Source organism: Sphaerotilus microaerophilus (assembly GCF_023734135.1).
Taxonomy (GTDB): domain Bacteria; phylum Pseudomonadota; class Gammaproteobacteria; order Burkholderiales; family Burkholderiaceae_C; genus Sphaerotilus; species Sphaerotilus microaerophilus.
In genome coordinates, this window is the sequence record NZ_AP025730.1 from 4,473,750 (window position 1) to 4,499,718 (window position 25,969).

Here is a 25,969-nt window from a genome sequence, read left to right on the forward strand (position 1 = left end):
TTCGTGAGAACGAGCACGGACCATGTCCACCAACGACAGGGAAGGGACCCGACAACATGAGACAGCATCTGCCAAGAAGCGGCGCCTGGGCGCTCGCGCTGAGTCTGAGTGTTTCCATGGGGCTCGCCGCCTGCGGTGGCGGGGGTGGGGGCAGCGATGACGACGGGGGCAACGGCAGCAGCGGCTACACCCTGTCCGGCTCGATCAGCGTGATCGAGACCTCGGCGGTGGATTCGGACCTGAACGACCCGACGCAGAAGGACACGGCGGGCGCCTACCGCACCTACGTGCCCAACGACACGCTCGGGACCGCGCAGGTGCTGGCCACACCGGTGCTGCTGACGGGCACCGTGAACGAAGCGCAGACCGGGCCTGTTGGCAACAACAGCCAGGCCAACAACACCCTGCTCCACGACAAGGACGACGTCTACAAGATCGACCTCGTGGCGGGGCAGGTCGTGGAGCTGGAGTTCGCCGCCGACCCGGCCGTCAATGATGTCGACCTGTACGTCTATGACAGCACCGGTGTCCAGGCCGGCTCGTCCATCGGCACCAACCGCTACGAGTGCGTGCAGATCAGCCGCAACGGCAGTTACTACGTCAACCCCTACGCCTACAAGGGCGCCTCCATCTACAACCTGCGCATCGGCGCTCCCGGCAGCGGCAGTGCCTGTGGCAATGCCACCGCGGCCTTCGGCACCAGCGCGCTGCTGGCGCGCCAGCACCAGAGCGGCAGCCCGATGGCCCTGGGTACCACCGCGCTCGCGGCGCATCGCAGCCAGCTGAGCCAGGCCGGCGTCAGGCTGGAAGCCCCGACCGGCCTGGGCCCGCAGTTCCTGCGCCTGCCCACCTCCGCCACGGCGCGCCGCGCCGGGCTGGATGTGCTGGCCGGCGGCGGGCGATCGAGCGCGCTCTCCGGTGTGGACAGCGGCAGCAAGTCGGCCCTCTCCGCCAACACGGTGGGCAGCGACACCGCCGCGGCCCGCATCGAGGCGATGGCGACCACGCTGCGCTACGCCAAGGCCCTGCGCGCCAGCGGCGCCTACGCCTACGTGGAGCCGGACTGGATCCTGCAGAAGACAGCCACCTCCATCCCGATCGGCCCCTTCCCGCCCAACGACCGCTACTACCCGTACCAGAAGTGGCACTACGAGCAGATCAAGCTGCCTGAGGCGATCAACCGCATCAACGCGCTGGCCAGCCAGCCGAGCCAGCGCCCGGTGGTGGCGGTGATCGATTCGGGTGTCGTGCTCAACCACCCGGACATCGCGCCGGCGCTGTACTCCAACGGCCGCAGCTTTGTCGGCGGCGCCAGCACCGCCTCGGGTGACGACCAGAGCACAGCTTCCGACAACTCGGTGTTCCACGGCACCCATGTCTCCGGCACGATCGCCGCCTCCACCTACGACGGTGGCGGCGCGGCCGGCGTGGCGCCCATGGCCCAGATCCTGCCGCTCAACGTGTTCGGCGCCAGCTCGGGCGCCAGCACCTCGGACATCGCCAACGCCATCCTCTACGCGGCCCGGCTGAACAACAGCTCCGGCTTCGTACCAGCCCAGCGGGCCGATGTGATCAACATGAGCCTGGGCGGCAATGGCAGCTGCTCCACGGCCTTCCAGAACGCCATCACCGCCGCGCGCGGCGAAGGGGTGATCGTTGTCGCGGCGGCCGGCAATGAGAGTGCGACAACGGTCGGCCAACCGGCCAACTGCGCCGGGGTCATCGCCGTCAGCGCCACCCAGGCGAACAAGGCCATCGCGCCGTACTCGAACACCGGTACGGCAGTGAAAGTCGCCGCCCCGGGTGGCAACACCGGCCAGTCCACCACCGGCAACGGCCAGCCCGACGGCGTGTTCAGCACCATGGCGTCGTTCGACAACGCAGGCAGCCGCATCCACACGCTGGGCTTCCTGCAGGGCACCTCGATGGCCTCGCCGCACGTGGCGGGCGTGATGGCGTTGATGCGCTACGTGAACCCGGGCATCACGCCCCAACAGATCGACACCCTGTTAGCCAACGGCAACCTGACCGATGACCTGGGCACCGCCGGGCTGGACCGGTCCTATGGCTACGGATTGATCAATGCGGACAAGGCCGTGGTCGCAGCAGGGGGCGCGTCGCTCCCGACGCTGCCTGGCCAGGTGGTGGCCGCCCCGTCGTCGTTCGACTTCGGCAGCTTCCAGACCACCGCCACCTTGAGTCTCGCCTACAGCGGCAGCAGCACCGAGAAGGACACTGGCGCCGCCAGCAGCAGCACGGCACTGACGGTCACTCGAAGCGGCACCGATGGCAGCACCGGCCTGGGGCAGTACACGATCACCGTCGACCGCACCAAGCTCGCCGCCAGCAGCAACTACCTCACCATCACCGTGAGCCTGAACTCGGGGCGGACCCTCGCCGTCCCGGTGGCCGTCACCAAGTCCACCACCAGTGGCCGGGGTGCCGGCTTCGGGCCGGTCTACGTGCTGGTGGTCGACCCGGCCACCGGCGATGTGATCGGCGACCTGCAGGCCACCGCCACACCGACGTCGACCGGCTACCGCTGGAGCATCGCTGGCGTGCCCAAGCGCACGGTGGCCCTCATCGCGGGCACCGACCTCGACAACGATGGCTACCTCTGCCAGCGCGGCGAGGCCTGCGGCGGCTACCCGGTGCTGGAGGCAGTGATCGACGGCCAGGGCATCGAGGTGACGGGCAACCGGTCGGGGCTCGATTTCCAGGTCGCCCCGCTGTCGGGCATCTCGGCCCAGGGCACGAACGGCCAGGGCGGCGCGCGCGGTTGGCGACGACCGACGACGCAGCGATGAGGAGCCACGCATCTTGACGATGAAGAGCACGACCCCCCCGATCTGCCCGGCTGCAGCGCGTCGCCGGCCTGCGCCGCGACGCAACGAGGCCCCGCATCAACGCGGCGACCGGATCCGCCAGGGCGCCTCCGGGCTGTGCCTGGCGGGGGCTGCGCTGCTGACCCCGGCCCTGGCGCTGGCAGCCGCACCGGCCAACGCGCCGGCCGCTGGCCAGGCCAGTCGTGACCGCGAGCCGGGCGCCCGTCCGCACGTGCAGGCGGTGCGGGTGCTCGCCACCCGCTCGCACGCACAGTGCCCGCTGCCCGGCAAGAAGATCGCGGTGCTGTCGATCGACTCGCCGCAGGAGTGGACCGAAACGCTGCAGCAGGACGAGGCCAGCACCGCCGGCCGGGCCATCCGCTGGTCGCGCGAGCAGGTGCTGGTCTACGCGATGAACCAGCAGCCCACGCTGGGCGTGAGCGTGGAGCCCGCCGCGCGGGTGCTGTCGCTGCACTCCGGCGTGCTGATGTGGCCGGTACGCGAGGTCCGCCCCGGCCCCGGCCAGATGGCGGCCACGGCGCTCAGCCGGCCCTGCCTGGTGGCGATCGTCAAGCGCGCCTACTGGCAGCGCATCCGCATCGTGCGCAAGTAGATGCGGCCCCGCCCGCCCCCGGCGCACTGGCCGGGCGGGCAGGCCGGGAGCGGTCGGATCAGGGCGCTCAGGTGTCCTTCGACACCTTGATGGTCGGGAACTTGGACGAGTAGTCCTTGCCCTGCTCGGCGATCTTCACCGCCACCTGGCGGGCCACCACCTTGTAGAGCGCGGCGATCTCGCCTTCTGGCTCGGCCGCCACCGTCGGGCAGCCCTGGTCGGCCTGCTCGCGGATGGAGCGGTTCAGCGGCAGGGCACCCAGGAAGTTCAGCTTGAGCTCCTCGGCCATGCGCCGGCCGCCCTCGGCGCCGAAGATGTGCTCGACGTGGCCGCAGTTCGGGCAGCAGTACACCGCCATGTTCTCGACCAGGCCGACGATCGGTACGCTGACCTTCTCGAACATCGACAGGCCCTTGCGCGCGTCGATCAGCGCGATGTCCTGCGGCGTGGTGACGATCACCGCGCCGGTCACCGGCACCTTCTGCGAAAGGGTGAGCTGGATGTCGCCGGTGCCCGGAGGCATGTCGACCACGAGGTAGTCCAGATCGCGCCAGTTGGTCTGGCGCAGCAGCTGCTCCAGCGCCTGGGTGGCCATCGGGCCGCGCCAGATCATGGCCTGGTCATTGTCGACCAGGAAGCCGATCGACATCACCTGCAGCCCATGGCCCTGCATCGGCTCCATGGTCTGGCCGTCCAGGCTCTCCGGACGGCCGTGGATGCCCAGCATCATCGGCAGGCTGGGGCCGTAGATGTCGGCGTCGAGCACGCCCACCGTCGCGCCCTCGGCAGCCAGCGCCAGCGCCAGGTTGACGGCGGTGGTGCTCTTGCCCACGCCGCCCTTGCCGGACGCGACCGCCACGATGTTCTTCACCCCCGGCAGCAGCTGCACGCCGCGCTGCACCGCGTGGGCGGTGATCTTGCTGGTGACGTTCACGCTGACGTTGCCCACGCCCGGGATCTGGCGCACGGTGTCGATCAGCTGGCGGCGCAGCGCCGGGATCTGGCTCTTGGCGGGGTAGCCCAGCTCGACGTCGAAGGCCACGTCGGCACCTTCGACCGACAGGTTGCGCAACTGCTTGCCGGCCACGAAGTCGCGTCCGGTGTTGGGATCGACGACGGTCTGGAGGGCGGCACGGACCGCGGCTTCGGTGATCGACATGGTGTGCGACGAGTGGGTGAGACAGGTGGGTGGGTATGGAGCCGCGGAGTTTAGCGTCGGGCCCGCCGCCGCCCCATCTGCGCCGGCATGCCCCCAGCCGGCCACCTAGAATCGGCCGCTCACGGCCTGGGCCGCACCGCTGCGGCGCTCCATCGGCGTCGCCGGCCGGCTCCCGCAGCAAGACACACGCACCATGACCCGCCAGCTCTTCGTCACCACCGCCCTGCCCTACGCGAACGGCAAGTTCCACATCGGCCACATCATGGAGTACATCCAGGCCGACGTCTGGGTGCGGTTCCAGCGCATGCAGGGCCACCAGGTGCACTTCGTCGGTGCCGACGACGCGCACGGCGCGCCGATCATGATCGCCGCCGAGAAGGCGGGCAAGACGCCGCAGCAGTTCGTGGCGGACATCGCCGCGGGCCGCAAGGAGTACCTGGACGGCTTCCACATCGGCTTCGACAACTGGCACTCGACCGACGGCATCGAGAACCACGAGCTGGCGCAGGCCATCTACCTGGGCCTGCGCAAGAACGAGCTGATCGACGTGCGCTCGATCGAGCAGTTCTACGACCCGGACAAGGGCATGTTCCTGCCCGACCGCTTCATCAAGGGCGAGTGCCCGAAGTGCGGCGCCAAGGACCAGTACGGCGACTCCTGCGAGAGCTGCGGTGCGGTGTACACGCCCACCGAGCTGAAGAACCCGTACTCGGCGCTGTCGGGTGCCACGCCGGTGCTGCGCAGCAGCGACCACTACTTCTTCAAGCTCAGCGACGCGCGCTGCGCCGACTTCCTGCAGCAGTGGACGCACGACGCCGAGCGCCTGCAGCCCGAGGTGCTCAACAAGATCAAGGAGTGGTTCACCAAGGACGAGAACGGCCAGGGCGGGCTGGGCGACTGGGACATCTCGCGTGACGCGCCCTACTTCGGCATCGAGATCCCGGACGCGCCGGGCAAGTACTTCTACGTCTGGCTGGACGCGCCGATCGGCTACTTGGCGTCGCTGAAGAACTACTTCGACAAGGGCGGCCCGCGGGCGAAGTACGGCGAGACGCGCAGCTACGATGAATTCATCGCCGACCCGGCGGTGGAGCAGTACCACTTCATCGGCAAGGACATCACCTACTTCCACACGCTGTTCTGGCCAGCGATGCTGCACTTCTCTGGCCGCAAGACGCCCAACAACGTCTTCGTGCACGGCTTCATCACGGTCAATGGCGGCGAGAAGATGAGCAAGAGCCGCGGCACCGGGATCGACCCGCTCAAGTACCTGAGCCTGGGCATGAACCCCGAGTGGCTGCGCTACTACATCGCGGCCAAGCTCAACAGCCATGTAGAAGACGTAGATTTCAACCCGGACGATTTCATCGCCCGCGTCAACTCAGACCTGGTCGGCAAGTACATCAACATCGCCTCGCGCGCCGCTGGCTTCATTGCCAGGCGCTTCGGCGGGCGGCTGTCGGGCGACCTGGGCGTGGAAGGCCGGACGCTGCTCGACACGCTGCGTGCCCACCGCGACGCGGTGACGCAGCTGTACGAATCACGCGAGTACGGCAAGGCGCTGCGCGAGATCATGGCGCTGGCCGATCGGGTCAACGAGTACGTCGACGCCAACAAGCCCTGGGAGATCGCCAAGCAGGCCGGCCAGGACGCGGTGCTGCAGGACGTGTGCTCGGTGTGCATCGAGGCCTTCCGGCTGCTGACCATCTACCTCAAGCCGGTGCTGCCAGCGCTGGCCGCGCAGGTCGAGGCCTTCCTGCAGATTGAGCCGCTGGACTTCAAGGCGGCCGACCGCGCGCTGGGGGCCCACGCCATCGGCAACTACCAGCACCTGATGCAGCGCGTCGACCCGAAGCTGCTGGAGGCGCTGTTCGAGGCGCCCTCCGCCCCGGAACCCGAGAAGGTCATCCCCGGCGGCGAGGACATCGCCCCCGAAATCAAGATCGACGACTTCGCCAAGGTCGACCTGCGCATCGCCCGGATCGTCAAGGCCGAGGCGGTGGAGGGCTCCACCAAGCTGCTGCGCCTGACGCTGGATGCCGGCGAAGGCCGCATGCGCAACGTCTTCTCGGGCATCGCCAGCGCCTACCAGCCGACCGACCTGGAGGGCAAGCTGACCGTGATGGTGGCCAATCTGGCGCCGCGCAAGATGAAGTTCGGCCTCAGCGAGGGCATGGTGCTGGCCGCCAGCCACGCCGACGAGAAGGCGAACCCCGGCATCTTCGTGCTGGAGCCCTTCCCCGGCGCGCAGCCCGGCATGCGGGTGCGCTGAAGGCGCCGAGGCGTTCCCGCTCGACGGGAGCGCCGTGCCCTCGGCCGCCCCGCGCCGAGAACGCGAAAAATCGCACACATCCAGAGCCGCACCCCCGCCACCAGGGGTGCCCATGGAGCGGGGCACGGGGTGGCCTGCTAACTTAAGGTTTTCTTAAGTTGACAAATCGCCATGCCCGCGGACCCTGCCGACGTTTTCGTGACCGTGTACCCGGGCACTTGCACGGTCGAGTACCACCCCCTCGACGTGGACCGGGACATGCCGGTGGTGCATGGCTGGTTGCGCCAGGACTATGCCCGGCACTGGGGCATGCAGGATCAGTCGCTGGCCCAGGCGCGTGCGGCCTACGAAAGGCTGGCCCGCCAGCCCGACCAGGACATTCGCATCGGCCGGCTGGGTGGCACGCTACCGCCGCTGTGCCTGCTCGAGTGCTACCACCCACTGCTGGACATGCTGGCCGAGCACTGCGACGTGCAGGCCAGCGACCGCGGCCTGCACCTGCTCGTGGCGCCGCACGAACAGCGCCCCCGCGGTATCTCCTGCGTGGCCTGGTACCTGCTGCACGCGGCGGCGGACCACCTGTTCCGGGACCCCGCGGTGCAGCGCATCCTCGTCGAGCCCGACATCCGCAACGAGGCGATGCACGTCCTGTGCGGGCAGGCCGGCTACGAAGCCGCCGAGGTGCTGCACCTGCCGGACAAGACGGCCCTCCTGCTGCAATTGACCCGCGACCGGCATGCCCGCCAGCCCGGCAGCCCTCCACCTCGCGCTGCGCCCCCCCTGACGCCAGCCCAGGTTCAACGCCACCTGATGCTGGGGCGGGTGAAACGGCGGCTGCACACGATCTTTTGATCGGCACCCAGCGGCCGGAACAGGCCCAACGCGGTCCCAACGCAGGCACAATCGGGTCTGTGACAAGGGGTAGCGCATTCAGCCATCCGCAGGTCTGGTCCATGTCCAGGCGGCGTCGGTTCATGGTGCGCGTCCACCACTGCGGCCCTCCGGCGGCAGGCAGCTCTACCGCCTGCCCTGCCCACCGGAGCCTCCATGTCCCCCACCCAGCTGCACCGTTTTCGCCCGCGTCTTGCTGACGCGCTGACCCGCTACACCCGTCCGCAGTTCCTGGCCGACCTCGGCGCCGGGCTCACCGTGGGCATCGTCGCCCTGCCCCTGGCGATGGCCTTCGCGATTGCCTCGGGCGTCAAACCCGAGGCCGGCATCTTCACGGCGATCATCGCCGGCTTCCTGATCTCCGCCCTCGGGGGCTCGCACGTGCAGATCGGCGGGCCGGCCGGGGCCTTCATCGTCATCGTCTACGGCATCGTCGAGCGCTACGGGCTGGCCAACCTGCTCATTGCCACCTCGCTGGCGGGGATCCTGCTGTTCCTGCTCGGCCTGTTCAAGCTGGGCGCGCTGGTGCGCTACATCCCGGTGTCCATCGTGATCGGCTTCACCAACGGCATCGCGGTGCTGATCGGCCTGTCGCAGGTGAAGGACTTCCTCGGCCTGCAGATCGACAAGCTGCCGGCCGACTTCTTCACCCAGATCGCCGTGCTGGCGCGCCACGTGCACACCCTCAACCTGGCTGCGGTGGTCATCGGCGCCGCCTGCCTGGCCACCGTCGTGCTGTGGCCGAAGTCCTACCGCATGGACGTGGCCCCGGTCGGGATCCGGGCGCACCTGCGGCGCTGGGCGGCGCACATGCCGGGCACCATCGTCGCCCTGGTGGGTGCGACCCTCGCCACCGTCCTGCTCGACCTGCCGGTGGAGACCATCGGCTCGCGCTTCGGCGGCATCCCGCAGAGCCTGCCGGCCTTCGAGCTGCCGGAGTTCAGCTGGGCCACGGCCAAGCAGCTGCTGATCCCCACGATCACCATCGCGCTGCTGGGGGCAATCGAGTCGCTGCTGTGCGCCCGGGTGGCCGACAACCTCACCGAGCTGCCCCGCCACGACCCCAATCAGGAGCTGATGGCGCAGGGCGTGGCCAACTTCGTGGCGCCCTTCTTCGGCGGCATCCCCGCCACCGGCACCATCGCCCGCACCGTCACCAACGTGCGCGCCGGCGCGGCCAGCCCGGTTGCCGGCATGGTGCATGCGGCCACGCTGCTGGTCATCGTGCTGGTGGCCGCGCCGCTGGCGCTGCATGTGCCGCTGGCCGCGCTGGCGGGCATCCTGATGTTCGTGGCCTGGAACATGGGCGAGTGGCGCGAGTTCGCCCGCCTCAAGCACTTCCTGCTGCCCTACCGCACGGTGATGCTGGGCACCTTCTTCCTCACCGTGGTGTTCGACCTGACCATCGCGGTGGAGGTGGGCCTGCTGCTGGCCTGCGCCTTCTTCATCTGGCGCATGAGCGCGCTGTTCACCGTCAAGCCACACTCGCAGGGCCCCCTGCCGGCAGGCGTGCAGGTGTTCGAGCTGTTCGGCTCGCTGTTCTTCGGCGCGGTGGGCAAGATCGAGGAACTGCCTGCGCGCCTCGCGCCCGACACCCGCGTGCTGGTGCTGGAGATGCACCGCATGATCTCGATGGATACTTCCGGCCTGGACGCGCTGGAACAGCTGCATCGCGTGCTGCACCGCCAGGGCATCGTGCTGCTGCTGGCCGAGGTCAACCCGCAGCCGCTGGGGCTGATCCGTCGCTCGGGCTTCGAGGCCACGCTGGGGCCGGATTGCATCGTGCCCAAGGTGGCGGATGCGGTGGGCGGCGCGGGCCCAGGCCCGTCAAGCGACGCCGACGGAACCTGGCCGCAGATCTGACGGGCCGCGTTGGCACGCTGCCGGGCTCAGGCGGTCTGCGCCAGCAGGTCCAGCAGCCGTGTTTGCACCGCCGCGGCCCTCAGCCGCTCGCCCGCAGCCACCAGGGCCTGTGCCTGCGCTTCGGAATCACCCTGGAGCTGCTGCAGCGCCTCGTACAGGCCTGCCAGCCCGACGCGGCCCGGGCCCTCGGTCGCGGCCATCCCTTGAAGCGCGGCGCACAGCCCGCCCAGGTGCTCGCGCCGGGCCTCACCGGCCATCAGCGGCGCGGCACTGACCAGCAGCGCCTCCATCCAGGCCTGGGGCGCCGCGCCGGGCGCTGGCAGCGCGGCCACCGGCACCTCGCCACGGCGGGCCAGGCGGTCACCGCGCTCGGCCTTGCTGCGCACGTCCAGCCAGAGCGCCCAGGGCTCGACCCAGCCGCGCGCGAAGGCCAGCAGCGCCGCCGGCGTGCCACTCAGCAGCTCGAACTCCAGTTCGGCGATCGGCAGCTCGCGCCCATCGGCCCGGATGACGCCCCGGTCCAGCGCCACCTCGATCTCGGCGCCATCGTGGCGCACGGTCCAGACCAGGCGCTCGAAGTCCGTCTCGTACTGCAGCTGCAGCGCCTCGACACCGCAGCCCGCCGCCGCCAGCAGCGCGGTCAGCGCCTGCCCGGCCGGGCTGTCGGCATGGCGGGCCAGGTCGAGGGCGGGCGCCTGCGCACCGCCCGGGTCCGCCACGGTGGCGTTGTGCTCCAGGCGCTGCATCACGCCATCGCCGCGGCCCTTGAGCGTCTGCACCCACTGCCCGCCCTCGCGGCGCAGCCGCAGCGCAAAGCCGGCGCGGCCGAGCAGGCGATCCGGGTGGTCGAAGTAGCGCGCCCGCATCGCCACGCAGCCAGCGCCCCGTGCCTGCAGCCAGTGCGCCAACGCGGGCAGCGCCGCCGGCGCCACCTGGAACTTGAGTTCGATCTCGTGCATGGCGGCGATTGTGCCGGCCCCGCACACGCCCTGCGCCACCGTAAAATGGCGAGCTGTCCTGCGCCGCGCAGGCCCCGAATCCTCCCGCAACCCGTTCAGGCCCGCACCATGCCGCTCTTCTGGAAGCCCTACCTATCCGAGACCACGCAGTTCATCGAGGAGCTCAAGCGCAAGGACCCGACGCTGGAGGCCCGCCAGCGCGAAGGCCGTGCCCTGCTGTGGGACCGTGAGCAGGACCGCAGCGCCCAGGCCGACTACGACGAGGCGGTCGTCGCCCAGCAGCCCTACGTCTACCAGACCAAGGCCTGACCCCCTGATCTGCCCGGATGGCGGCTGCCCCCGACAGCCCGCCGGCGGTGCCGGTGGCGCCCGATGGCCTGCCCGAGGTGGTTGACCACGTCGCGGTGGCGCGCCTGTACGGCGAGCCGCTGTTCGCGCTGCCCACCGACCTGTACATCCCGCCCGATGCGCTGGAAGTCTTCCTGGAGGCCTTCCAGGGGCCGCTGGACCTGCTGCTCTACCTGATCCGCAAGCAGAACTTCAACATCCTCGACATCCCGATGGCGGATGTCACCCGGCAGTACCTCGACTACGTCGAGCAGATCCGGCGCAGCAACCTCGAACTCGCTGCCGAGTACCTGCTGATGGCGGCGATGCTCATCGAGATCAAGTCGCGCATGCTGCTGCCCGCGCGCAAGAGCGACGAGGGTCGGGAGGCCGAGGACCCGCGTGCCGAGCTGGTGCGCCGGCTGCTGGAGTACGAACGCATCAAGCTGGCCGCCGCGCAGCTCGACGCGCTGCCCGTACTGGGGCGCGACTTCCTGCGCGTGCAGGTGACGATGGAGCAGGCGCTGGAGCCGCGCTTCCCGGACGTCCACCTGGCCGATCTGCAGGAGGCCTGGGCCGAGGTGCTCAAGCGCGCCAGGCTGACCCAGCACCACCGCATCTCGCGCGAGCAGCTCTCCGTGCGCGAGCACATGAGCATCCTGCTGCGCACGCTGCACGGCCGGCGCTTCGTGGAGTTCCAGGAGCTGTTCGAGCCCGAGCGCGGCGCCCAGGTGTTGGTGGTCACTTTCATCGCCATGCTTGAACTCGCTCGCGAGCGCCTGCTGGAGATCACCCAGGCCGAGGCCTTCGCGCCGATCTACGTGCGCCTGGCGTACCAGCCCGCTTGATCCAACCGCCCTCGCCGACCACCGGAGCCTGTCCACCCGAGCCCGCCCGGCTCCGTACACTCGCCGCCATTCCCCCTGTGGAGCCCCGCATGAGCCAGAGCACGAGCCTGCACCAGGCCGGCATCCTCGACCCGGTCCCCGCGCACGCGCGCTACCTCAGCTTCGAGCTTCACCCCGGCGTGGACCCGCGCGCCGCGCTCACGCAGTTGGCCGGCCAGGCCGACGGGCGCGACACCGTCGTCGGCCTGGGTGCCGGCCTGATCGCAACGCTGGGTGCGGCGGTTCCGGGCCTGCGCCCCTTCACCGCGCCGGCCGGCGCCCGCGTCGAGCTGCCCGCCAGCCCGGCGGCGCTGTGGCTCTGGCTGCGCGGCGGCGAGCCCGGTGAGCTGCTGCTGCGCGGGCGCGCCTGGCAGGCCCGGCTGGCAATGGCCTTCGAGCCCCGACACGAGCTGGCTGCCTTCTGCCACCAGGGCGGACGCGACCTCACCGGCTACGAGGACGGCACCGAAAACCCGAGCGGCGACGCCGCACCCGCCACCGCCTTCGTGCAGGGCGCGGGGCCGGGGCTGGACGGCGCCAGCTTCGTGGCCGTGCAGCAATGGCTGCACTCGATGGCGCGCTTCGACGCGATGTCCGCCGCCGAGCAGGACCACGCCATCGGCCGGCGTCGCAGCGACAACGAGGAGCTCGACGACGTCCCGCCCAGCGCCCACGTGCAGCGCACCGCCCAGGAGAGCTTCGACCCCGAGGCCTTCGTGCTGCGCCGCTCGATGCCCTGGGCCGAGGGCGCCGCCTGCGGCCTGCTCTTCGCCGCCTTTGCCGCCCGGCTGGATGCCTTCGAGGCCCAGCTCGCGCGCATGGCCGGTGCCGAGGACGGCATCGTCGACGCCCTGTTCCAGTTCACCCGGCCCGTCGGCGGCGCCACCTTCTGGTGCCCACCCATGCGCCCCGAAGGGGGCCTGGACCTGCGCGCCGTCAGGCTCACCGCCTGACCCTGCGCGCCGCAGAGCGTCGCCTGCGCGCGACAGTGCCGCCACCCCTGGCGCACCGCGGCACGGCCCCTCGCGAGCCAGGACCACCCCTTGACGCGCCCGGGGTGACGGGAAGTTGCAATTTATCGTTTCAGGACATGCCTCCATGCACGGTGGGCAGGGGGCCGCGCGGCTATCCTCGCTCGGTTTGCCGCTGACCCACCCCGCTGCCCCTGCTGCCAACGGATGGCGCGCGGTCCTGAATGGGGCCTGCGATGCGGCGTGAAGTCAAAGAGCCCCACGGGGGCACGGGCGTGTGCGGGCACGTCCGGCGATCGCCATCACCTGCTACTGGCAGAGAAGACAAACATGACCGTTGTGACTCGACTCGGCGCTTCCTGCCGGTCCACCGGTGCCGGCCGACCGATGGCGGTGCCTGGCCTGGGTGGCCGGCCGTTGCCGGCCTGGTTGCTCCTGATGGTGATGCACCTCACCGCGGGCGCGACGGCCCAGGCGGCCGACGACTACCTGTACACCGTCCAGACGGGCGACAACCCCTGGAACCTGTCCGAGCGCTTCCTGCTGGACATGAGCTACTGGCCGCGCCTGGTGGCGCACAACCACATCGCCGACGACCGGCGCCTGCCGCCGGGCAGCACGCTGCGCATCCCGCGCCCCTGGCTGCGGCTGAGCAGCAGCACGGTGCAGATCAGCGCGCTGACCGGCGAGGTGCAGGTGGACCTGGGCCAGGGCCTGGGCTGGCAGGCGGCCACCGCCGGTACCCGGCTGAGCGCCGGGGCCCGGCTGAAAACAGAGGCCCAGGCCAGCGCGGCACTGCAGCTGTCCGACGGCTCGCAGGTGCTGGTGCGCAGTGACACCGAGTTGCGCCTGGCCCAGGCCGGCACGGTGGGCAACGGCGCGCTGATGCTGCGCATCGAACTGCAACGCGGCCGGCTGGAGAACGCCGTGCATCCCCTGCGCGCCAAAGGCGGGCGCTTCGAGATCCAGACCCCATCGGCCATCACGGCCGTGCGCGGCACCGACTTCCGCATCTCCGCCGACGCCCACAGCACCCGCAGCGAGGTGCTCGATGGCGCCGTCGAGCTGGGCAACCCGCGCGGCAAGGTCCGGCTGGAGCGCGCCACCGGGTCGATGGCCACGGTCCAGGCGCCCCCGCTGCGGCCCCGCCCCCTGCTGGGTGCCCCCCGCCTTGGCGGGATCCCCACGCGCTGGGAACAGGCCGCGGCAACGCTCAACTGGCCCGCACTGCCCGGAGCGCAGGCCTACCGCGTACAACTCGCGACACTGGATGGCGAGGGCCGCGAGGACGGCACCACGCTGGCCGACCGCGTCAGCACCACGCCCAGCCAGGCACTGCCGCCCCTGCGTGACGGGCGCTACCGGCTGCGCGTGCGCGCCATCGACGCCCAGGGCCTGGAAGGCCTGCAGGCCGACACCACCCTGCTGCTCGACACCCAGCCCGCCCCCCCCGAGCCCCAGGCACCGCGCAGCCTGGCGCCGGTCACGCGCCAGTCCGGCACGCTGCGCTGGCGCCCGGCCGCAGGGGCCGTCGAGGCCGGCGCCGCGCCTGCTCCGATGCAGTACCGCGTGCAGATCGCCGGTCCGGCGGGCTTTGCCGCTCCGCTGGCCGACCTGACGGCCGCCGGCCTGGCCTGCGCCCTGCCCGACCTGATGCCCGGGCGCTACCAGTGGCGCATCGCCAGCCTCGCCGGTGACGACCAAGGCCCCTGGAGCGCCGTGCAGCCGCTGGAACTGGCCGCGGGCGCGCCCGACCTGGTGGGCATCGACATCGACCGCCAGCTCCGGCTGCACTGGCGCAGCGAGGAGCGCGCCCCGGTGCGCCTGCAGGTGGCGCGCGACGCCGCCTTCACCCAGCTGCTGCTGGACGAGCCCCGGCATGGCCAGACGGCCGCCCTCCCGCTCCCCGCCGCCGGCACCTACCACCTGCGCGTGGGCTCCTGGCCAGTGGCGGGCCGACCAGTGGCCTGGGGCCCGGCCCACCACGTCGAGGTGGGCCGCTGGCGCCTGGGCGACCGCATCGAGGACCTGACCGTCCGCACCGACCTGAACAGCCTGCCGCCCACCGGGGCCGGCCCGGCGCCGGCCTGCGCCCGCTTCGCGCCGCCGCGATGAAGTGGATTCAGCGCCTGGGCCTGTGGAGCGTGCGCCACCCCTGGTGGGTGGCCGTCGCCTCGATCGCCCTGCTGCTGGGCCCGGCAAGCCCGCTGCTCGAGCGGCTGGACCGCCTCGCCTGGGACCTGACGGCACGTGCCACCCAGGGCGTGCGCGACCGCAGCGTGGTGGCCGACGAACAGCTCATCGTCACCATCGACGAAGCCAGCCTGCAGGCCCTCGGCCGCTGGCCCTGGCCCCGCGCACTGCATGCCGAGCTGATCGACCGCCTCGCCGCCAGCGGCGCGCGGGCGATCGGCTATGACATCCTGTTCAGCGATGCCGGTGCGCTCGCCGATGACCGGCGCCTGGCCGAGGCGATCCGCCACAGCGGCCGGGTCGTGCTGCCGGTGGCTCCCTTCGAGCCGCTGGCCGGCCGCGGCCTGCGTGCCGGGTTGCCCCTGCCCGAGCTGCAGGCCGGTGCCGGCGGGCTCGGCCACGTCGACACGGAGATCGATGGCGACGGCCTGGTGCGCCGCCTGCACCTGCAGGCCGGCCTGGGCGAGCGCTGCTGGGAAACCTTCGCCCTGGCCGTGTGGCGCGTCGCCGACCCCGGCGCGGCCGGCCAGGTCCACGGCCCGGATCCGCTGACCCGCCCGAACACCCTCACCAGCCCCTGCACCCGGTCCGGCGGCAACCCCACCGCCTGGAGCCGGCACCAGGAACGCCTGCAGCCGCTGCACCAGGTCGAGGTGCCGCGGCTGTCGGCGCTGCAGCTGCTGCGCGACCCCCTGGCCGCCACGGCGGTGTCCGGCCGCATCATCTGGGTGGGCGTCACCGCACACGGGCTGGACCAGCCGGTGACCAGCCCCGCCGCGGCCCCCGGCACCGCCTGGAGCGGCGTGCAGTGGCAGGCCCAGCTGCTGCACGCGCTGCAGCACCGCCAGCTGATCGTGCCGGCGGACGAGTCCGTCGTGGCAGCGGCCAACCTGCTGCCGATGCTGCTGCTGGCCCTGCTGCTGCAGTGGCGCCGCAGCCACCTGCGCGGGCGGCGCCTGCTGCTGGCCCTGCCCCTGCCCTGGCTGGGCAGCGCCGCGCTGCTGGTGGGCACCCAGGTGTGGCTGCCCGCCATGGCGCTGACGGCCGGGCTGGTGATCGCCTTCACGCTCACGCGGGCCGCCGAGCTGCAGGGCGCGCGCGACGACCTCGCCCACGCCCAGGGCCAGGCCGACGCAACGCTGCGCGCCATCACCGACAGCGTGCTGTCGATCGACGCCCAGCTGCGCGTGCGCTACCTCAACCCCAGCGCGGAACGGCTGGTGGGCGACACCCTGGCGAGGGTGCAGGGACTGCACGTCAGCACCCTGCTGCACCTGACCCCGCGCGACGCACAGGTGCTCGAAGCCGCGCTGGGCGCCTGCCTGGAGGACCGCGAGGTCGTGCAGCTGCAGCAGCCGCTGCGCCTGGACACCCCGCCGCAGCCCCGCCTCGTGCGCCTGATTGCCAGCCCGGTGCGCCCGGCCCACCTCGGCAGCCGCGGCCGCGAGCGTGGCAAGGAACGCGGCCGCGATCCCGCGCGCAGCGCCAAGGGCGGGGCCCCGCACCGCCGCGTCAGCGCCCAGCCCGAGGTGGTGCTGGCGCTCAGCGACGTCACCGTCGAGGTCCAGGCCGGCGAACAGCTGCGCCACGAGGCCACGCACGACAAGCTCACCGGCCTGCCCAACCGCACCCTGCTGACCGACCGCCTGCAGCATGCACTCACCGGCGTGGCACGCAGCCAGCGCACGCTGGCCGTGCTCTTCGTCGACCTCGACCGCTTCAAGCGCATCAACGACAGCCTCGGCCACCGCCAGGGCGATGCCGTGCTGCAGGAGGTGGCGCGCCGCCTGGTCGCCTGCAGCCGGGCGCACGACACCGTGGCGCGCTGGGGTGGCGACGAATTCGTCGTGCTGCTGGAGGACGTGCCCTCACGCGAGGTGGCCGCCGCCCTGGCCGGCCAGCTGATCGACGCCGTGGCGGCCGAATTCCAGCTCGACGGCATCGAGGTCGAATGCGGCTGCTGCGTCGGCATCGCGCTGGCGCCGCAGGACGGCAAGGACGCCGACACCCTGCTCGCCCTGGCCGACACCGCCATGTACCGCGGCAAGGCGCACGGCGGCAAGCGCTTCGAGTTCTACGCCAGCGAGATGCCCGCCTGGACACGCGAGTGGCTGGCGATCGAGACCCGCCTGCGCCACGGGCTGGAGGGCGGCGACTTCGTGCTGCACTACCAGCCCCAGGTCAACCTGATCGACGGCAGCCCGGTGGGCCTCGAAGCCCTGCTGCGCTGGCGCCAGCCCGACGGCGAACTCTGGTCGCCCGGGCGCTTCATCAACGTCACGGAGGAAACCGGGCTGATCCTGAGCATCGGCGCCTGGGTGATCCGCGAGGCCACCCGCCAGATGGCCGCCTGGCGCGACGCCGGCGTGCCGCTCGTGCCCGTGTCGGTGAACGTCTCGGCCCGCCAATGCCTGGACCGCCACCTCGTGAAAGTGGTGGCTGACGCCCTGGCCGACGCCGACATCCCGGCGCACCTGCTCAAGATCGAGGTCACCGAGAGCACCGCGATGGCCGACCTCGGCCAGCTCAAGGCCCTGCTCACCGAGCTGCGCCAGCTCGGCGTCGCCGTGGCGATGGACGACTTCGGCACCGGCTACTCCTCGCTGGCGCACCTCAAGCGCTTCCCGGTCGACCAGATCAAGATCGACCCCAGCTTCATCCACGACATCACCACCGACGCCAACGGCGCGGCCATCGTGCGCGCCACCATCGCCCTGGCCCACGGCCTGGGCGTGCCCGTGGTGGCCGAGGGCGTGGAGAACGCCGAGCAGATGCGCTTCCTCACCGAGCACCACTGCGACATCGCCCAGGGCTATCTCTATGCCTACCCGCTGGCCTGCGACGACGTGGCCCGCTACCTGCATGGCAACCGCCCGAACCCCCACGGGCACGACGCCTTTGCGCACACCATGCCGCTGACCACGCTGTAGCAGCAAGGTCGCGGGGCCACATTCGCCCGCACCCCGGGCCTCTCCCACGAGGGGAGAGGGGGAGAGGGGAGAGAGGGGTTGGGGAACTACATCAGCAGATGCTCGCCCGCGTTCTCGCCGCCGAGGATCACGTAGTTCACCCGCCGCAGGTCGCTCAGCAACCGCCCGCCCGCGTAGCTGATCGAACTCTGCAGGTCCTCGCGCATCTCGCGCAGCGTCTCGGCCAGCGTCCCCTTGATCGGCTCCAGGATGCGCTTGCCCTCCACGTGCTTGTACTCGCCCTTGTTGAAGTCGCTGGCCGAGCCGTAGTACTCCTTGAAGAGCTGGCCGTCGACCTCCACCGTACGCCCGGGCGACTCCTCGTGCCCCGCGAACAGCGAGCCGATCATCACCATCGCCGCGCCGAAGCGCACGCTCTTGGCGATGTCGCCATGGTGGCGGATGCCACCGTCCGCAATGATCGGCTTGGTCGCCACCCGCGCGCACCACTTCAGCGCCGAGAGCTGCCAGCCCCCCGTGCCAAAGCCCGTCTTCAGCCGCGTGATGCAGACCTTGCCCGGCCCGATGCCCACCTTGGTCGCATCCGCGCCCCAGTTCTCCAGGTCGATCACCGCCTCGGGTGTGCCCACGTTGCCGGCGATCACGAAGGCCTGCGGCAGCTTCGCCTTGATGTGCTCGATCGTGCGCCGCACGCTGTCGGCGTGGCCGTGCGCGATGTCGATCGTGATGTAGTCCGCCCCCACGCCCTCGGCCGCCAGCCGGTCGATCACCGCCAGGTCCTGCGCCTTCACCCCCGAGCTGATCGACACATACAGCCCCTGCTCGCGCATCGAGCGGGCGAAGACCACGCTGTCCAGGTCGAAGCGGTGCATCACGTAGAAGTAACCGTTCGCCGCCAGCCAGGCCGCCACCGGCTCATCGACCACCGTGCGCATGTTCGCCGGCACCACCGGCAGCTGGAAGCACCGCCCGCCGAACTCCACCGAAGGGTCGCACTCGGCGCGGCTGTCCACGCGGCAGCGCCGCGGCAGCAGCAGCACGTTGTCGTAATCAAAGATGTCCATCGGGCAGGCTCCAGGTGTGTCTCAACACCGTTTCAAGGCGGACGCCCCCATGGCGTCGGCGCAGTCTACGCCGCCGTTCATCCCCGGACCGGCGCGCCGATACTGAACGCCATGAAGCTTCCCCTTCCCGAAACAACCCGCACCGGACCCACCGGCACGGGACGCCATTCGGTTCTGTCCGGCAGAGCCGGGCGCGTTGCCGGGCTGGCCTGCGCCCTCGCAGTCTGGAGCGGCACGGCCTGGCCGCTCGCCCCTGCCCCGCCCGCTGTTGATTGCCGCGCCCTCTCCCCCTGGCCCACCTTGCCGGCCGCCACGGCCACGGGGCGCCACCCGGTCATCGACGTGACGCGGTATGGTGCGCGACCGGACGACGACCAGCCGGACGACGCCGGCGTGGAGCGCGCGCTGCAGGCCGCCCAGCCGGGCGACTGGATCGTTTTCCCACCCGGGCGCTATCTCCAGAAGCGCAGTTGGTTGTTCACCGTGCCCGGCGTCACGCTATGGGGCCCCGGCGCGCGGGTGCATGCACTCGACCCTGCTGACCAGACCTTTGGCCTGCGAGCCGACGGCCTGCGCATGTTCGGCTTCACGCTGACGGCGGCCACGGACCATCGCCGCACCCAGCTGAACAATGAGCGTGTCACGATTGCGCCGGGCCGGGCCCCGACGCGGGCATCGCCCCCCGTGCGCCATGTGCTGGTGCGGGGCATCACGATCGAGCCCGAGGCGGGTGCCCCCTTCGCCGCTTCGGCGGCGGGCATCTTCGTCTACCACGCCAGCCACTTCACGATCGCTGAGAACCACATCCGCGCGACACTGGCAGACGGCATCCACATCACCGACGGCTCACGCGTGGGCCGCGTGATCGGCAACCAGGTGTCGCAAACCGGCGACGATGCGATTGCCACCGTGACCTACCTGGGCGACGAGGGCCTCGCGCGGCTGCGCAAGGGGCTCGAAGCCGACCCGGAACGACAGGTCCGGGACATCCTGATCGAGGCCAACACCGTGGGCGGCAACGCCTGGGGCCGCGGCATCGGCGTGATCGGCAGTGAGCGAATCACCGTGCGGGGCAACCTGATCCGTGGCGTCGAACTGGCGGCCGGCATCATCGTCGCGCAGGAGGGCGTGTACAAGACGCCCGGCGCCCGGGACGTGCTGATCGAAGGCAACCAGATCCGGGACATCCAGGTGGCCGGGCAAGCGGCCGACCCAGCCAGGCGCCGGGCCCGAACCGGGCATGCCGGCATCGAGATCCACGCCTACGCCAACCCGCCGGGGGACGCCGCCGACCCCTTCGTCGCGGAACGACTCAGGGTGCGCAATGTCCTGGTGCGCAACAACCAGATCGACAACACCGGTGCCGGTGGCATCCGCGTGGGCGCCCAGAGCGCCCCTGGCCTGATCGAACGCATCCGCCTGGAAAACAACACCCTGCGCCGCACGAGCGGCGACCCCGTCCAACTGCACGCGCCCGACAGCGTCACGCGCTCCTGCGCAAACGGGATGAACGGGACGGCCGGGGCAAATGGCGCCAGCGCCAGCACCGGCTGTCCGCCCGCCGAGGTTGACGAAGTGCCCGCGGGCGCTCGTGTGGACTGCACGACCTTGCCCTGATCTCGCCGGGAGCCCGTCCTCAACCACCGAGTTTGAGGACCCTTCGTGTCACGCAGCCTGTTTTTGCAGGACAGGGCGGCGAGCGAAGACCCCCTGGACCAACGGCTTTTCTACAAAGCGGTGCAGCAGCAAACCGGCCAGCACGCAGATTTCCACGATCAGCACAAAGGCGACCCAGGCGCTGGCCTCCGTTTTCGGCAACAGGCGCACCGCGATCTTGCACAGGGCGGAAACCAGCGGATAGTGGATCAGGTACAGCGCGTAGGAGGCATCGCCCAGGCCGCCATATCGCCACTGCGGCAATTCGCGCGGGTGTGCCCGCTCCCAGGCGGTGAGCCCGACGATGAGCAGGAAACTCGCCGCGCCATAACCAATGTCAAACAGCGGTTGCCCCTCACCTGGCACCACCACCACGGCCCAGGCTGCCACGCCGCAAAAGGCCAGGGTGCCGGCCAGCACCACGGCGCCCGGCTGGGGAACCACCCATTTGCTGCGCACCAACGCCGCCGCCGCCACACCGAACAGGAAGAGAAAGATCAGGTGATGGGTGAAGAAGCGGCGCGGAAACTCGTAGGGATCGGCAAAGAACTGCAGGAAGTAATTGGCCGCAAACAGCGCCGCGACCAGCCAGAACAGGCGCCGGTACAGGATGGCGGCCCCGAAGGCGAGGTAGAACACCATTTCGTACTGCAGGGTCCAGGCCACATCCAGCACCGGCGCACCGGTGCGACCGACCACCAGTTTGTCCTGCGGCAGCAGCAGGATGGATTTCAGGATGACCAGCGGATCATGCGGCACGGTATCTCGCAGCGAAGGTATCGCCAGCGCGGAACCGAACACGGCCAGGAACACGAAGAGATAGATGGGATAGATCCGCTTGATCCGCTTGCGCAAATAGGGCATGAAGCGGTCGGGACGGCCCAGATCGGCATGGTGGACATGGCTGATGATGAACCCGCTCAGCACGAAGAAGAAAGCCACGCCGGCCCGCCCTCCGAACGAGAAGATGCGATCAATCGTTTCGGCAACCTCACCAAAGTACTTGTCCTTGGACAGCGTGATGCCGACGTGGAACAGCACCACGAGCAGCGCCGCAATCCCCCGGCTGGCCTGGATCGTCTGGAACATCGTCCTTCACCCTTGTTTTCGTGCTGATTTGCTGTGCCAATTCGCCGCGCCGATCCCCCCGGCCAGATTTCTCCAGCCGGGGGTCTTTCGGCCATCAGGCGTGCGCGGCCAGCAGCTGCCAGGTCTGGCGCGCGGCCTCGTCCCAGGAGAAGCGGCGCGAGCGCGCCAGGCCGGCCTGCGCGGCCTGGGCCAGCCAGGCCTCGTCGTCCAGGCAGCGCAGCAGCGCGGCGGCCAGCTCGTCGCGCGAGTGCGGGTCGACCAGGTGGCCGGCGTCGCCGATCACCTCGGGCAGCGAGGAGACGTTGGAGGTCACCACCGGGGTGGCGCAGGACATGGCCTCCAGCACCGGCAGGCCGAAGCCCTCGTAGAGCGACGGGTAGACGAAGGCCTGCGCGGCCGAGTACATCGCCGGCAGGTCCTCGTCCTTCAGGTAGCCGGTGAAGAGCACGCGCTCGGGGACGGCCTCCACCCCCAGGTTGCGGAACACCGCCGGGTCGCCCTGCTTGCCCACCAGCACGAGCAGCGCGTCCTGCCGGCGCCCGCTGCCGATGGCCTGCCAGGCCGCCAGCAGCGCCGCCAGGTTCTTGCGCGGCTCCAGCGAGCCGAGGCTGAGGACGATGCGCTGGCCGTCGGCGATGCCCAGGCGGCGGCGCAACTGCGTCACGGTGCCGGCATCGGCGCGGCGGAAGCGCGCATCCGCGCCTTCGAGGATGACGCTGACGCGCGCCGGGTCCATCTTCACGTGCTGCAGCAGGCGCTGCTTCGTGAACTCCGAGACCGCGATGACCTGCTCGGCCGCCGCCGCCACCGAGGCGATGCAGTGCCGGTACCAGGCCGCGAAGGCGCCGGAGTACGAGCCGGGGTGGTCGAAGGTGCCCATGTCGTGGATGGTCACCACCTGCCGGCCCAGCCCCACGGGGCCGGTCTGGCAGGGGTTCCACAGCAGGCTGCCGCGGGCCTGGCTGCGCAGCGGCAGCTGCTCCCAGAGGTGGCCCTTGGCGCCCTTGGCCCAGGGCGGCGCTTCGACGAGGCGGTGGCTGGCCGCGGGCAGGCGGGCGACGATCTCGCGCGCATAGCGCTGGATGCCCGTGACCGGGTGCAGCAGGTAGCGCGCGTTGATCGAGACAGGGGCAGCGGTCATCGCGCTCTCGCTCAGGTGTTGACGTACCAGCTGTGGGCGTAGCCCAGCGAGTCGCGGATGCTGTGCTGCGGCTTCCAGCCGTAGCGGCTTTGCAGGCGGTGGCTGTCGGCCTGCAGGTTCTGGCGCTCGACCTTGCGGATCAGCCGCTCGGCGGGCTGCAGCTGGATCGGCGAGCCGTGGATCTCGCTCAGGAAGGCGGCGATCTCCACCACGTCGTAGGCCTCGCCGGTGCCGATGTTGCAGGTGTCGATCGGGCCGGCATTGCCGTCGAGCATGGCCAGCACGCCGGTGGCCATGTCGCGCACGTCGATGTAGTCGCGCTTCGGGCTGGTGTTGCCGATCTCGATGGTGTTCGAGTGGCGGATGCGCTGCAGGATGTCGGGCACCAGGTGCGGGTTGGTCTCGCGCCCGCCCACGGCGTTGAAGAAGCGGCCCACCGACACCTTGATGTCGCTGCGCCGCGCCAGGATGGCGGCCTGCTCCTCGTTGGCCGACTTGGTCATGCCGTACACGTCCATCGGCGCGCGGCCCACGGTCTCGTCGATCGCGCCGGCGCAGTCCGGGTAGACGGCGGCGGTGGAGGCGGTGAACAGGCGCTGCACGGTGGCGCTGGCCTGCGCGGCGTCAAAGATGTTCTGCGTGCCTTCCACGTTGGTGCGGCAGGCCAGGTCCGGGTGCTGGTTGCAGTAGGGAATGAAGTGGATCGCCGCCAGGTGCACCACGGTGTCGAAGCCGCCCACCTGGAAGGCCTCGAACACGCCCGGGCGGTCGGCCAGGTCCATCTGCAGGAAGCGCGCCGCGGCGGGCACATGCTCGCGCCGGCCGAAGGAGAGGTTGTCCAGCACGGTCAGCTCGCAGCCGCGCGCCAGGAGCAGGTCGGCGACGTGGCTGCCGATGAAACCGGCGCCGCCGGTGAGCAGGACTTTCTTCATGGTCGTCGTCATCTCTTCGTTTCCTCTGATGAGTTGGATGAAATCTGGAAGGCGCCAGGTCCGGCGCCGGCAAGGGAGCCGGGTCAGGCCTGCTGCGGTTGCACGCTGCCCGCGGCCTGGGCCGGGGGCGTGCGCCCGGGGCGCAGGAAGGCCAGCAGCCGGGTGGTCACCGGCTCCCAGCCAAACTCGTCGCGGGCGCGCTGCAGCGCGCCCTCGCCCAGCTCGGCCCAGGCCTGCGGCTCGTTGGCAAACTGCTCCAGCGCCTCGACCAGCGCCTCGCGGGTGGCGGGCACGGAGCGGCCGACCTGGTAGTCCTGCACCACGAAGCGGGTGCCGTTGTCGGGGTAGTCCAGCGTCAGCGTGGGCGTGCCCACGCAGGCGGCCTCGGCCACCACGCGCGGGAAGCCCTCGCGCCGCGAGGGCAGCACCAGCAGGGCCGAGCGCTGCAGCAGCTGCCACTTCTCCTCGTCGGAGACGCGGCCGGTGAGCCGGATCGACGGGTCGGTGAAGTCGCGCTTGAGCCCGTCCAGCTCCGGCCCGCCGCCGGCGATCACCAGGCGGTAGCCGCGCGAGGGCAGCGTCGAGCGCTGGAAGGCCTCGGCCAGCAGGCGCGGGTTCTTGTGCTCGGTCAGCCGGCCGAAGAACATCAGCTGCTTGGCGTCCTTCACGTCCGTCCCGAAGGGCGGCTGGGGTGCGGCCGCCAGGTCCACGCCGCTCACGGCCACGTGGGCGCGCTCCGGGCGCGTTCCGTGCACCCGCTGCATGTGGCGCACGATCTCGGGGCTCACGCCCAGCAGCCGCACGTTCGGCAGCCCCGCCAGGCGCTGGTAGATCCAGTGCCAGAAGCGACCCGAGCGGGTCTCGCACACATCCACCACCGCACGGCCGCGCAGGCGGCGGCCCAACACCAGCGGCGGCAGGATCGGCCAGATGTTGAACACCACCGCGTCGCAGGCGTCCAGCTCGGCGCGGCGCTGCCACAGCGCCCAGGTGAAGGCAAGGATGCCCTGCGGGTGGCGGCGCAGCGTCGGGTGCTTGTAGCCCGCGCAGTCGGCGATGCGGTGCACCCGCATGCCGCCGCGCACTTCGCTCTTCGGGCTGTCCAGGTCGTGGCGGATGGTGTAGAGGTCCACCTCCACGCCACGCTTGACCAGCTCGGCGCCCAGCTCCTCGAAACGGACTTCCTGCCCGCCCACGCTGGGGGCGAACAGCTCGGTGACAAACGCGATCTTCATGGTCTGTAGCCCGTGGTCAATGGTCGTTCAAGATGACGCCGACGACGTCGACCCGCACCTTGTTCAGCCAGGCGTTGAGCTGCTGCAGCGGCTGCACCGCGCTGCGGTTCTTGCGGCCCACCAGCACGGCCTGGCCGCAGGCGGCGGCAATCACGCGGGCATCGGCACCACCCGCTGCGGCGGGGGTGTCGACGATCACGCGGTCGAAGTTGCGCTGCAGGTTCTCCAGCAGGCGGGCAAACAGCGGGCGCTCCAGCAGCTCCAGGGGGTTGGGCGGCGGCGTGCCGGCCTGCAGCACGTAGAGCTTGGGCATCTGCGCCGAGCGGTCAAAGGGCCGCGCGATCGGCACGCCGCAGAGCAGCGTGCTCAGGCTGGGCCGCTCGGGCACGCCCAGCAGCTTGTGGAGGCCGGGCTCGCGCAGGTTGGCATCCACCAGCACGGTGCGCTCGCCCAGCTGGCAGAAGGCCATCGCCAGGTTGGCGGCCACGAAGCTGCGGCCATCGCCGCCCTCGGCGCTGAGCACCGCCAGCGGGCGACGCTCGGTGACGTCCTGCGCCGCAACGATCTGCGAGCGCAGGTCGCGGAAGGCCTCGGCCTGCGCGCCGTAGGGGTCGCTGGCCACCACCAGCTCGCTGGCCTGCAGGATGCCGGGCTCGCGCGGGTAGGGGTAGCTGAACTGCTGCGACAGCGCCCAGAGCACGTCCTTGCGCGACACCAGCGCCAGCGCCACCGCGGCCTCGCCAAAGCGCAGACCCATGCGCTTTTGCACCACCAGGATGTGCTCCACGTCGGACTCGCTCAGCGGCCGCACGCTGCGGATGATCTCGCCGATCGGGCGGGCCACGTCGGTCGGTTCGGCCAGTTCGGCCGGCGCGGGGATCCCGGTGGGCGCGCGCAGATCGGCGGGCTCGGGCGGCTCCAGGCTGCTCAGGGGGAGGTCACGTTTCATCGGTTGGTCCTTC

The 25,969-nt window shown here is 70.8% G+C and carries 19 protein-coding genes; 11 read left to right on the forward strand and 8 right to left on the reverse strand.

Annotated features, from left to right (window positions below):
- The first annotated feature begins 116 nt into the window (after positions 1-116).
- Positions 117-2,807 carry a S8 family serine peptidase gene (locus NGK70_RS19110; RefSeq protein WP_251970070.1) on the forward strand — a complete coding sequence of 897 codons (2,691 nt, stop codon included), beginning with the start codon at positions 117-119 and terminating at the stop codon, positions 2,805-2,807.
- Between the two features lie 19 nt (positions 2,808-2,826).
- Positions 2,827-3,438 carry a hypothetical protein gene (locus tag NGK70_RS19115; protein WP_251970071.1) on the forward strand — a complete coding sequence of 204 codons (612 nt, stop codon included), beginning with the start codon at positions 2,827-2,829 and terminating at the stop codon, positions 3,436-3,438.
- 67 nt (positions 3,439-3,505) lie between these two features.
- Here NGK70_RS19115 and apbC read toward each other — a convergent pair whose 3' ends face one another.
- Complete coding sequence (gene apbC / locus NGK70_RS19120) at positions 3,506-4,597, reverse strand: iron-sulfur cluster carrier protein ApbC (RefSeq protein WP_251970072.1); 1,092 nt, start codon at positions 4,595-4,597, stop codon at positions 3,506-3,508.
- Between the two features lie 193 nt (positions 4,598-4,790).
- On the opposite strand from apbC, the gene metG reads away from it, so the two are divergent.
- The 3 genes from metG to NGK70_RS19135 all read left to right on the forward strand — a co-directional run bounded on the left by metG (position 4,791) and on the right by NGK70_RS19135 (position 9,623).
- The gene (metG, locus tag NGK70_RS19125) at positions 4,791-6,869 is read left to right on the forward strand and encodes a methionine--tRNA ligase (protein WP_251970073.1); all 2,079 of its coding nucleotides are present in this window, start codon (positions 4,791-4,793) and stop codon (positions 6,867-6,869) included.
- 171 nt (positions 6,870-7,040) lie between these two features.
- Positions 7,041-7,721, forward strand: coding sequence for a GNAT family N-acetyltransferase (locus NGK70_RS19130; protein ID WP_251970074.1), 681 nt, complete (start codon positions 7,041-7,043; stop codon positions 7,719-7,721).
- Between the two features lie 195 nt (positions 7,722-7,916).
- The gene (locus NGK70_RS19135) at positions 7,917-9,623 is read left to right on the forward strand and encodes a SulP family inorganic anion transporter (protein WP_251970075.1); all 1,707 of its coding nucleotides are present in this window, start codon (positions 7,917-7,919) and stop codon (positions 9,621-9,623) included.
- Positions 9,624-9,649: 26 nt separating this feature from the next.
- Here NGK70_RS19135 and NGK70_RS19140 read toward each other — a convergent pair whose 3' ends face one another.
- Positions 9,650-10,582, reverse strand: a complete 933-nt coding sequence (locus tag NGK70_RS19140) for a CYTH domain-containing protein (protein ID WP_251970076.1) — start codon at positions 10,580-10,582, stop codon at positions 9,650-9,652.
- A 108-nt stretch (positions 10,583-10,690) separates the two neighbouring features.
- On the opposite strand from NGK70_RS19140, the gene NGK70_RS19145 reads away from it, so the two are divergent.
- The 5 genes from NGK70_RS19145 to NGK70_RS19165 all read left to right on the forward strand — a co-directional run bounded on the left by NGK70_RS19145 (position 10,691) and on the right by NGK70_RS19165 (position 17,890).
- On the forward strand, positions 10,691-10,891 hold the full coding sequence (locus NGK70_RS19145) for a DUF3460 family protein (protein ID WP_251970077.1): 201 nt from the start codon (positions 10,691-10,693) through the stop codon (positions 10,889-10,891).
- Positions 10,892-10,908: 17 nt separating this feature from the next.
- Positions 10,909-11,757 carry a segregation and condensation protein A gene (locus tag NGK70_RS19150; protein WP_251970078.1) on the forward strand — a complete coding sequence of 283 codons (849 nt, stop codon included), beginning with the start codon at positions 10,909-10,911 and terminating at the stop codon, positions 11,755-11,757.
- Between the two features lie 89 nt (positions 11,758-11,846).
- Entirely contained in the window at positions 11,847-12,749 is a 903-nt protein-coding gene (locus tag NGK70_RS19155; protein WP_251970079.1) for a Dyp-type peroxidase, read from the forward strand.
- 348 nt (positions 12,750-13,097) lie between these two features.
- The gene (locus NGK70_RS19160) at positions 13,098-14,882 is read left to right on the forward strand and encodes a FecR domain-containing protein (protein ID WP_251970080.1); all 1,785 of its coding nucleotides are present in this window, start codon (positions 13,098-13,100) and stop codon (positions 14,880-14,882) included.
- A complete protein-coding gene (locus NGK70_RS19165) occupies positions 14,879-17,890 on the forward strand; it encodes an EAL domain-containing protein (RefSeq protein ID WP_251970081.1) in 3,012 nt (1,003 codons plus the stop codon). The genes NGK70_RS19160 and NGK70_RS19165 overlap by 4 nt, the downstream gene beginning before the upstream one ends.
- 86 nt (positions 17,891-17,976) lie before the next feature.
- On the opposite strand, the gene NGK70_RS19170 is transcribed toward NGK70_RS19165, so the two are convergent.
- Positions 17,977-18,954: a GMP reductase gene (locus NGK70_RS19170; protein WP_251970082.1), complete on the reverse strand. Its 978-nt coding sequence runs from the start codon at positions 18,952-18,954 to the stop codon at positions 17,977-17,979.
- Positions 18,955-19,254: 300 nt separating this feature from the next.
- Here NGK70_RS19170 and NGK70_RS19175 point away from each other — a divergent pair, with 300 nt between their 5' ends.
- Complete coding sequence (locus tag NGK70_RS19175; RefSeq protein WP_251970083.1) at positions 19,255-20,571, forward strand: right-handed parallel beta-helix repeat-containing protein; 1,317 nt, start codon at positions 19,255-19,257, stop codon at positions 20,569-20,571.
- Positions 20,572-20,619: 48 nt separating this feature from the next.
- Here the strand turns inward: NGK70_RS19175 and NGK70_RS19180 are convergent, their stop codons facing one another.
- The 5 genes from NGK70_RS19180 to NGK70_RS19200 all read right to left on the reverse strand — a co-directional run bounded on the left by NGK70_RS19180 (position 20,620) and on the right by NGK70_RS19200 (position 25,956).
- The gene (locus NGK70_RS19180; RefSeq protein ID WP_251970084.1) at positions 20,620-21,699 is read right to left on the reverse strand and encodes an acyltransferase family protein; all 1,080 of its coding nucleotides are present in this window, start codon (positions 21,697-21,699) and stop codon (positions 20,620-20,622) included.
- A gap of 94 nt (positions 21,700-21,793) precedes the next feature.
- Positions 21,794-22,840 carry a glycosyltransferase family 4 protein gene (locus NGK70_RS19185; RefSeq protein WP_251970085.1) on the reverse strand — a complete coding sequence of 349 codons (1,047 nt, stop codon included), beginning with the start codon at positions 22,838-22,840 and terminating at the stop codon, positions 21,794-21,796.
- Positions 22,841-22,851: 11 nt separating this feature from the next.
- Positions 22,852-23,784 carry an NAD-dependent epimerase/dehydratase family protein gene (locus NGK70_RS19190; RefSeq protein ID WP_251970086.1) on the reverse strand — a complete coding sequence of 311 codons (933 nt, stop codon included), beginning with the start codon at positions 23,782-23,784 and terminating at the stop codon, positions 22,852-22,854.
- Positions 23,785-23,855: 71 nt separating this feature from the next.
- Positions 23,856-25,007 carry a glycosyltransferase family 4 protein gene (locus tag NGK70_RS19195; RefSeq protein WP_251970087.1) on the reverse strand — a complete coding sequence of 384 codons (1,152 nt, stop codon included), beginning with the start codon at positions 25,005-25,007 and terminating at the stop codon, positions 23,856-23,858.
- A 16-nt stretch (positions 25,008-25,023) separates the two neighbouring features.
- Positions 25,024-25,956 carry a polysaccharide biosynthesis tyrosine autokinase gene (locus tag NGK70_RS19200; protein WP_251970088.1) on the reverse strand — a complete coding sequence of 311 codons (933 nt, stop codon included), beginning with the start codon at positions 25,954-25,956 and terminating at the stop codon, positions 25,024-25,026.
- Positions 25,957-25,969 lie beyond the last annotated feature (13 nt).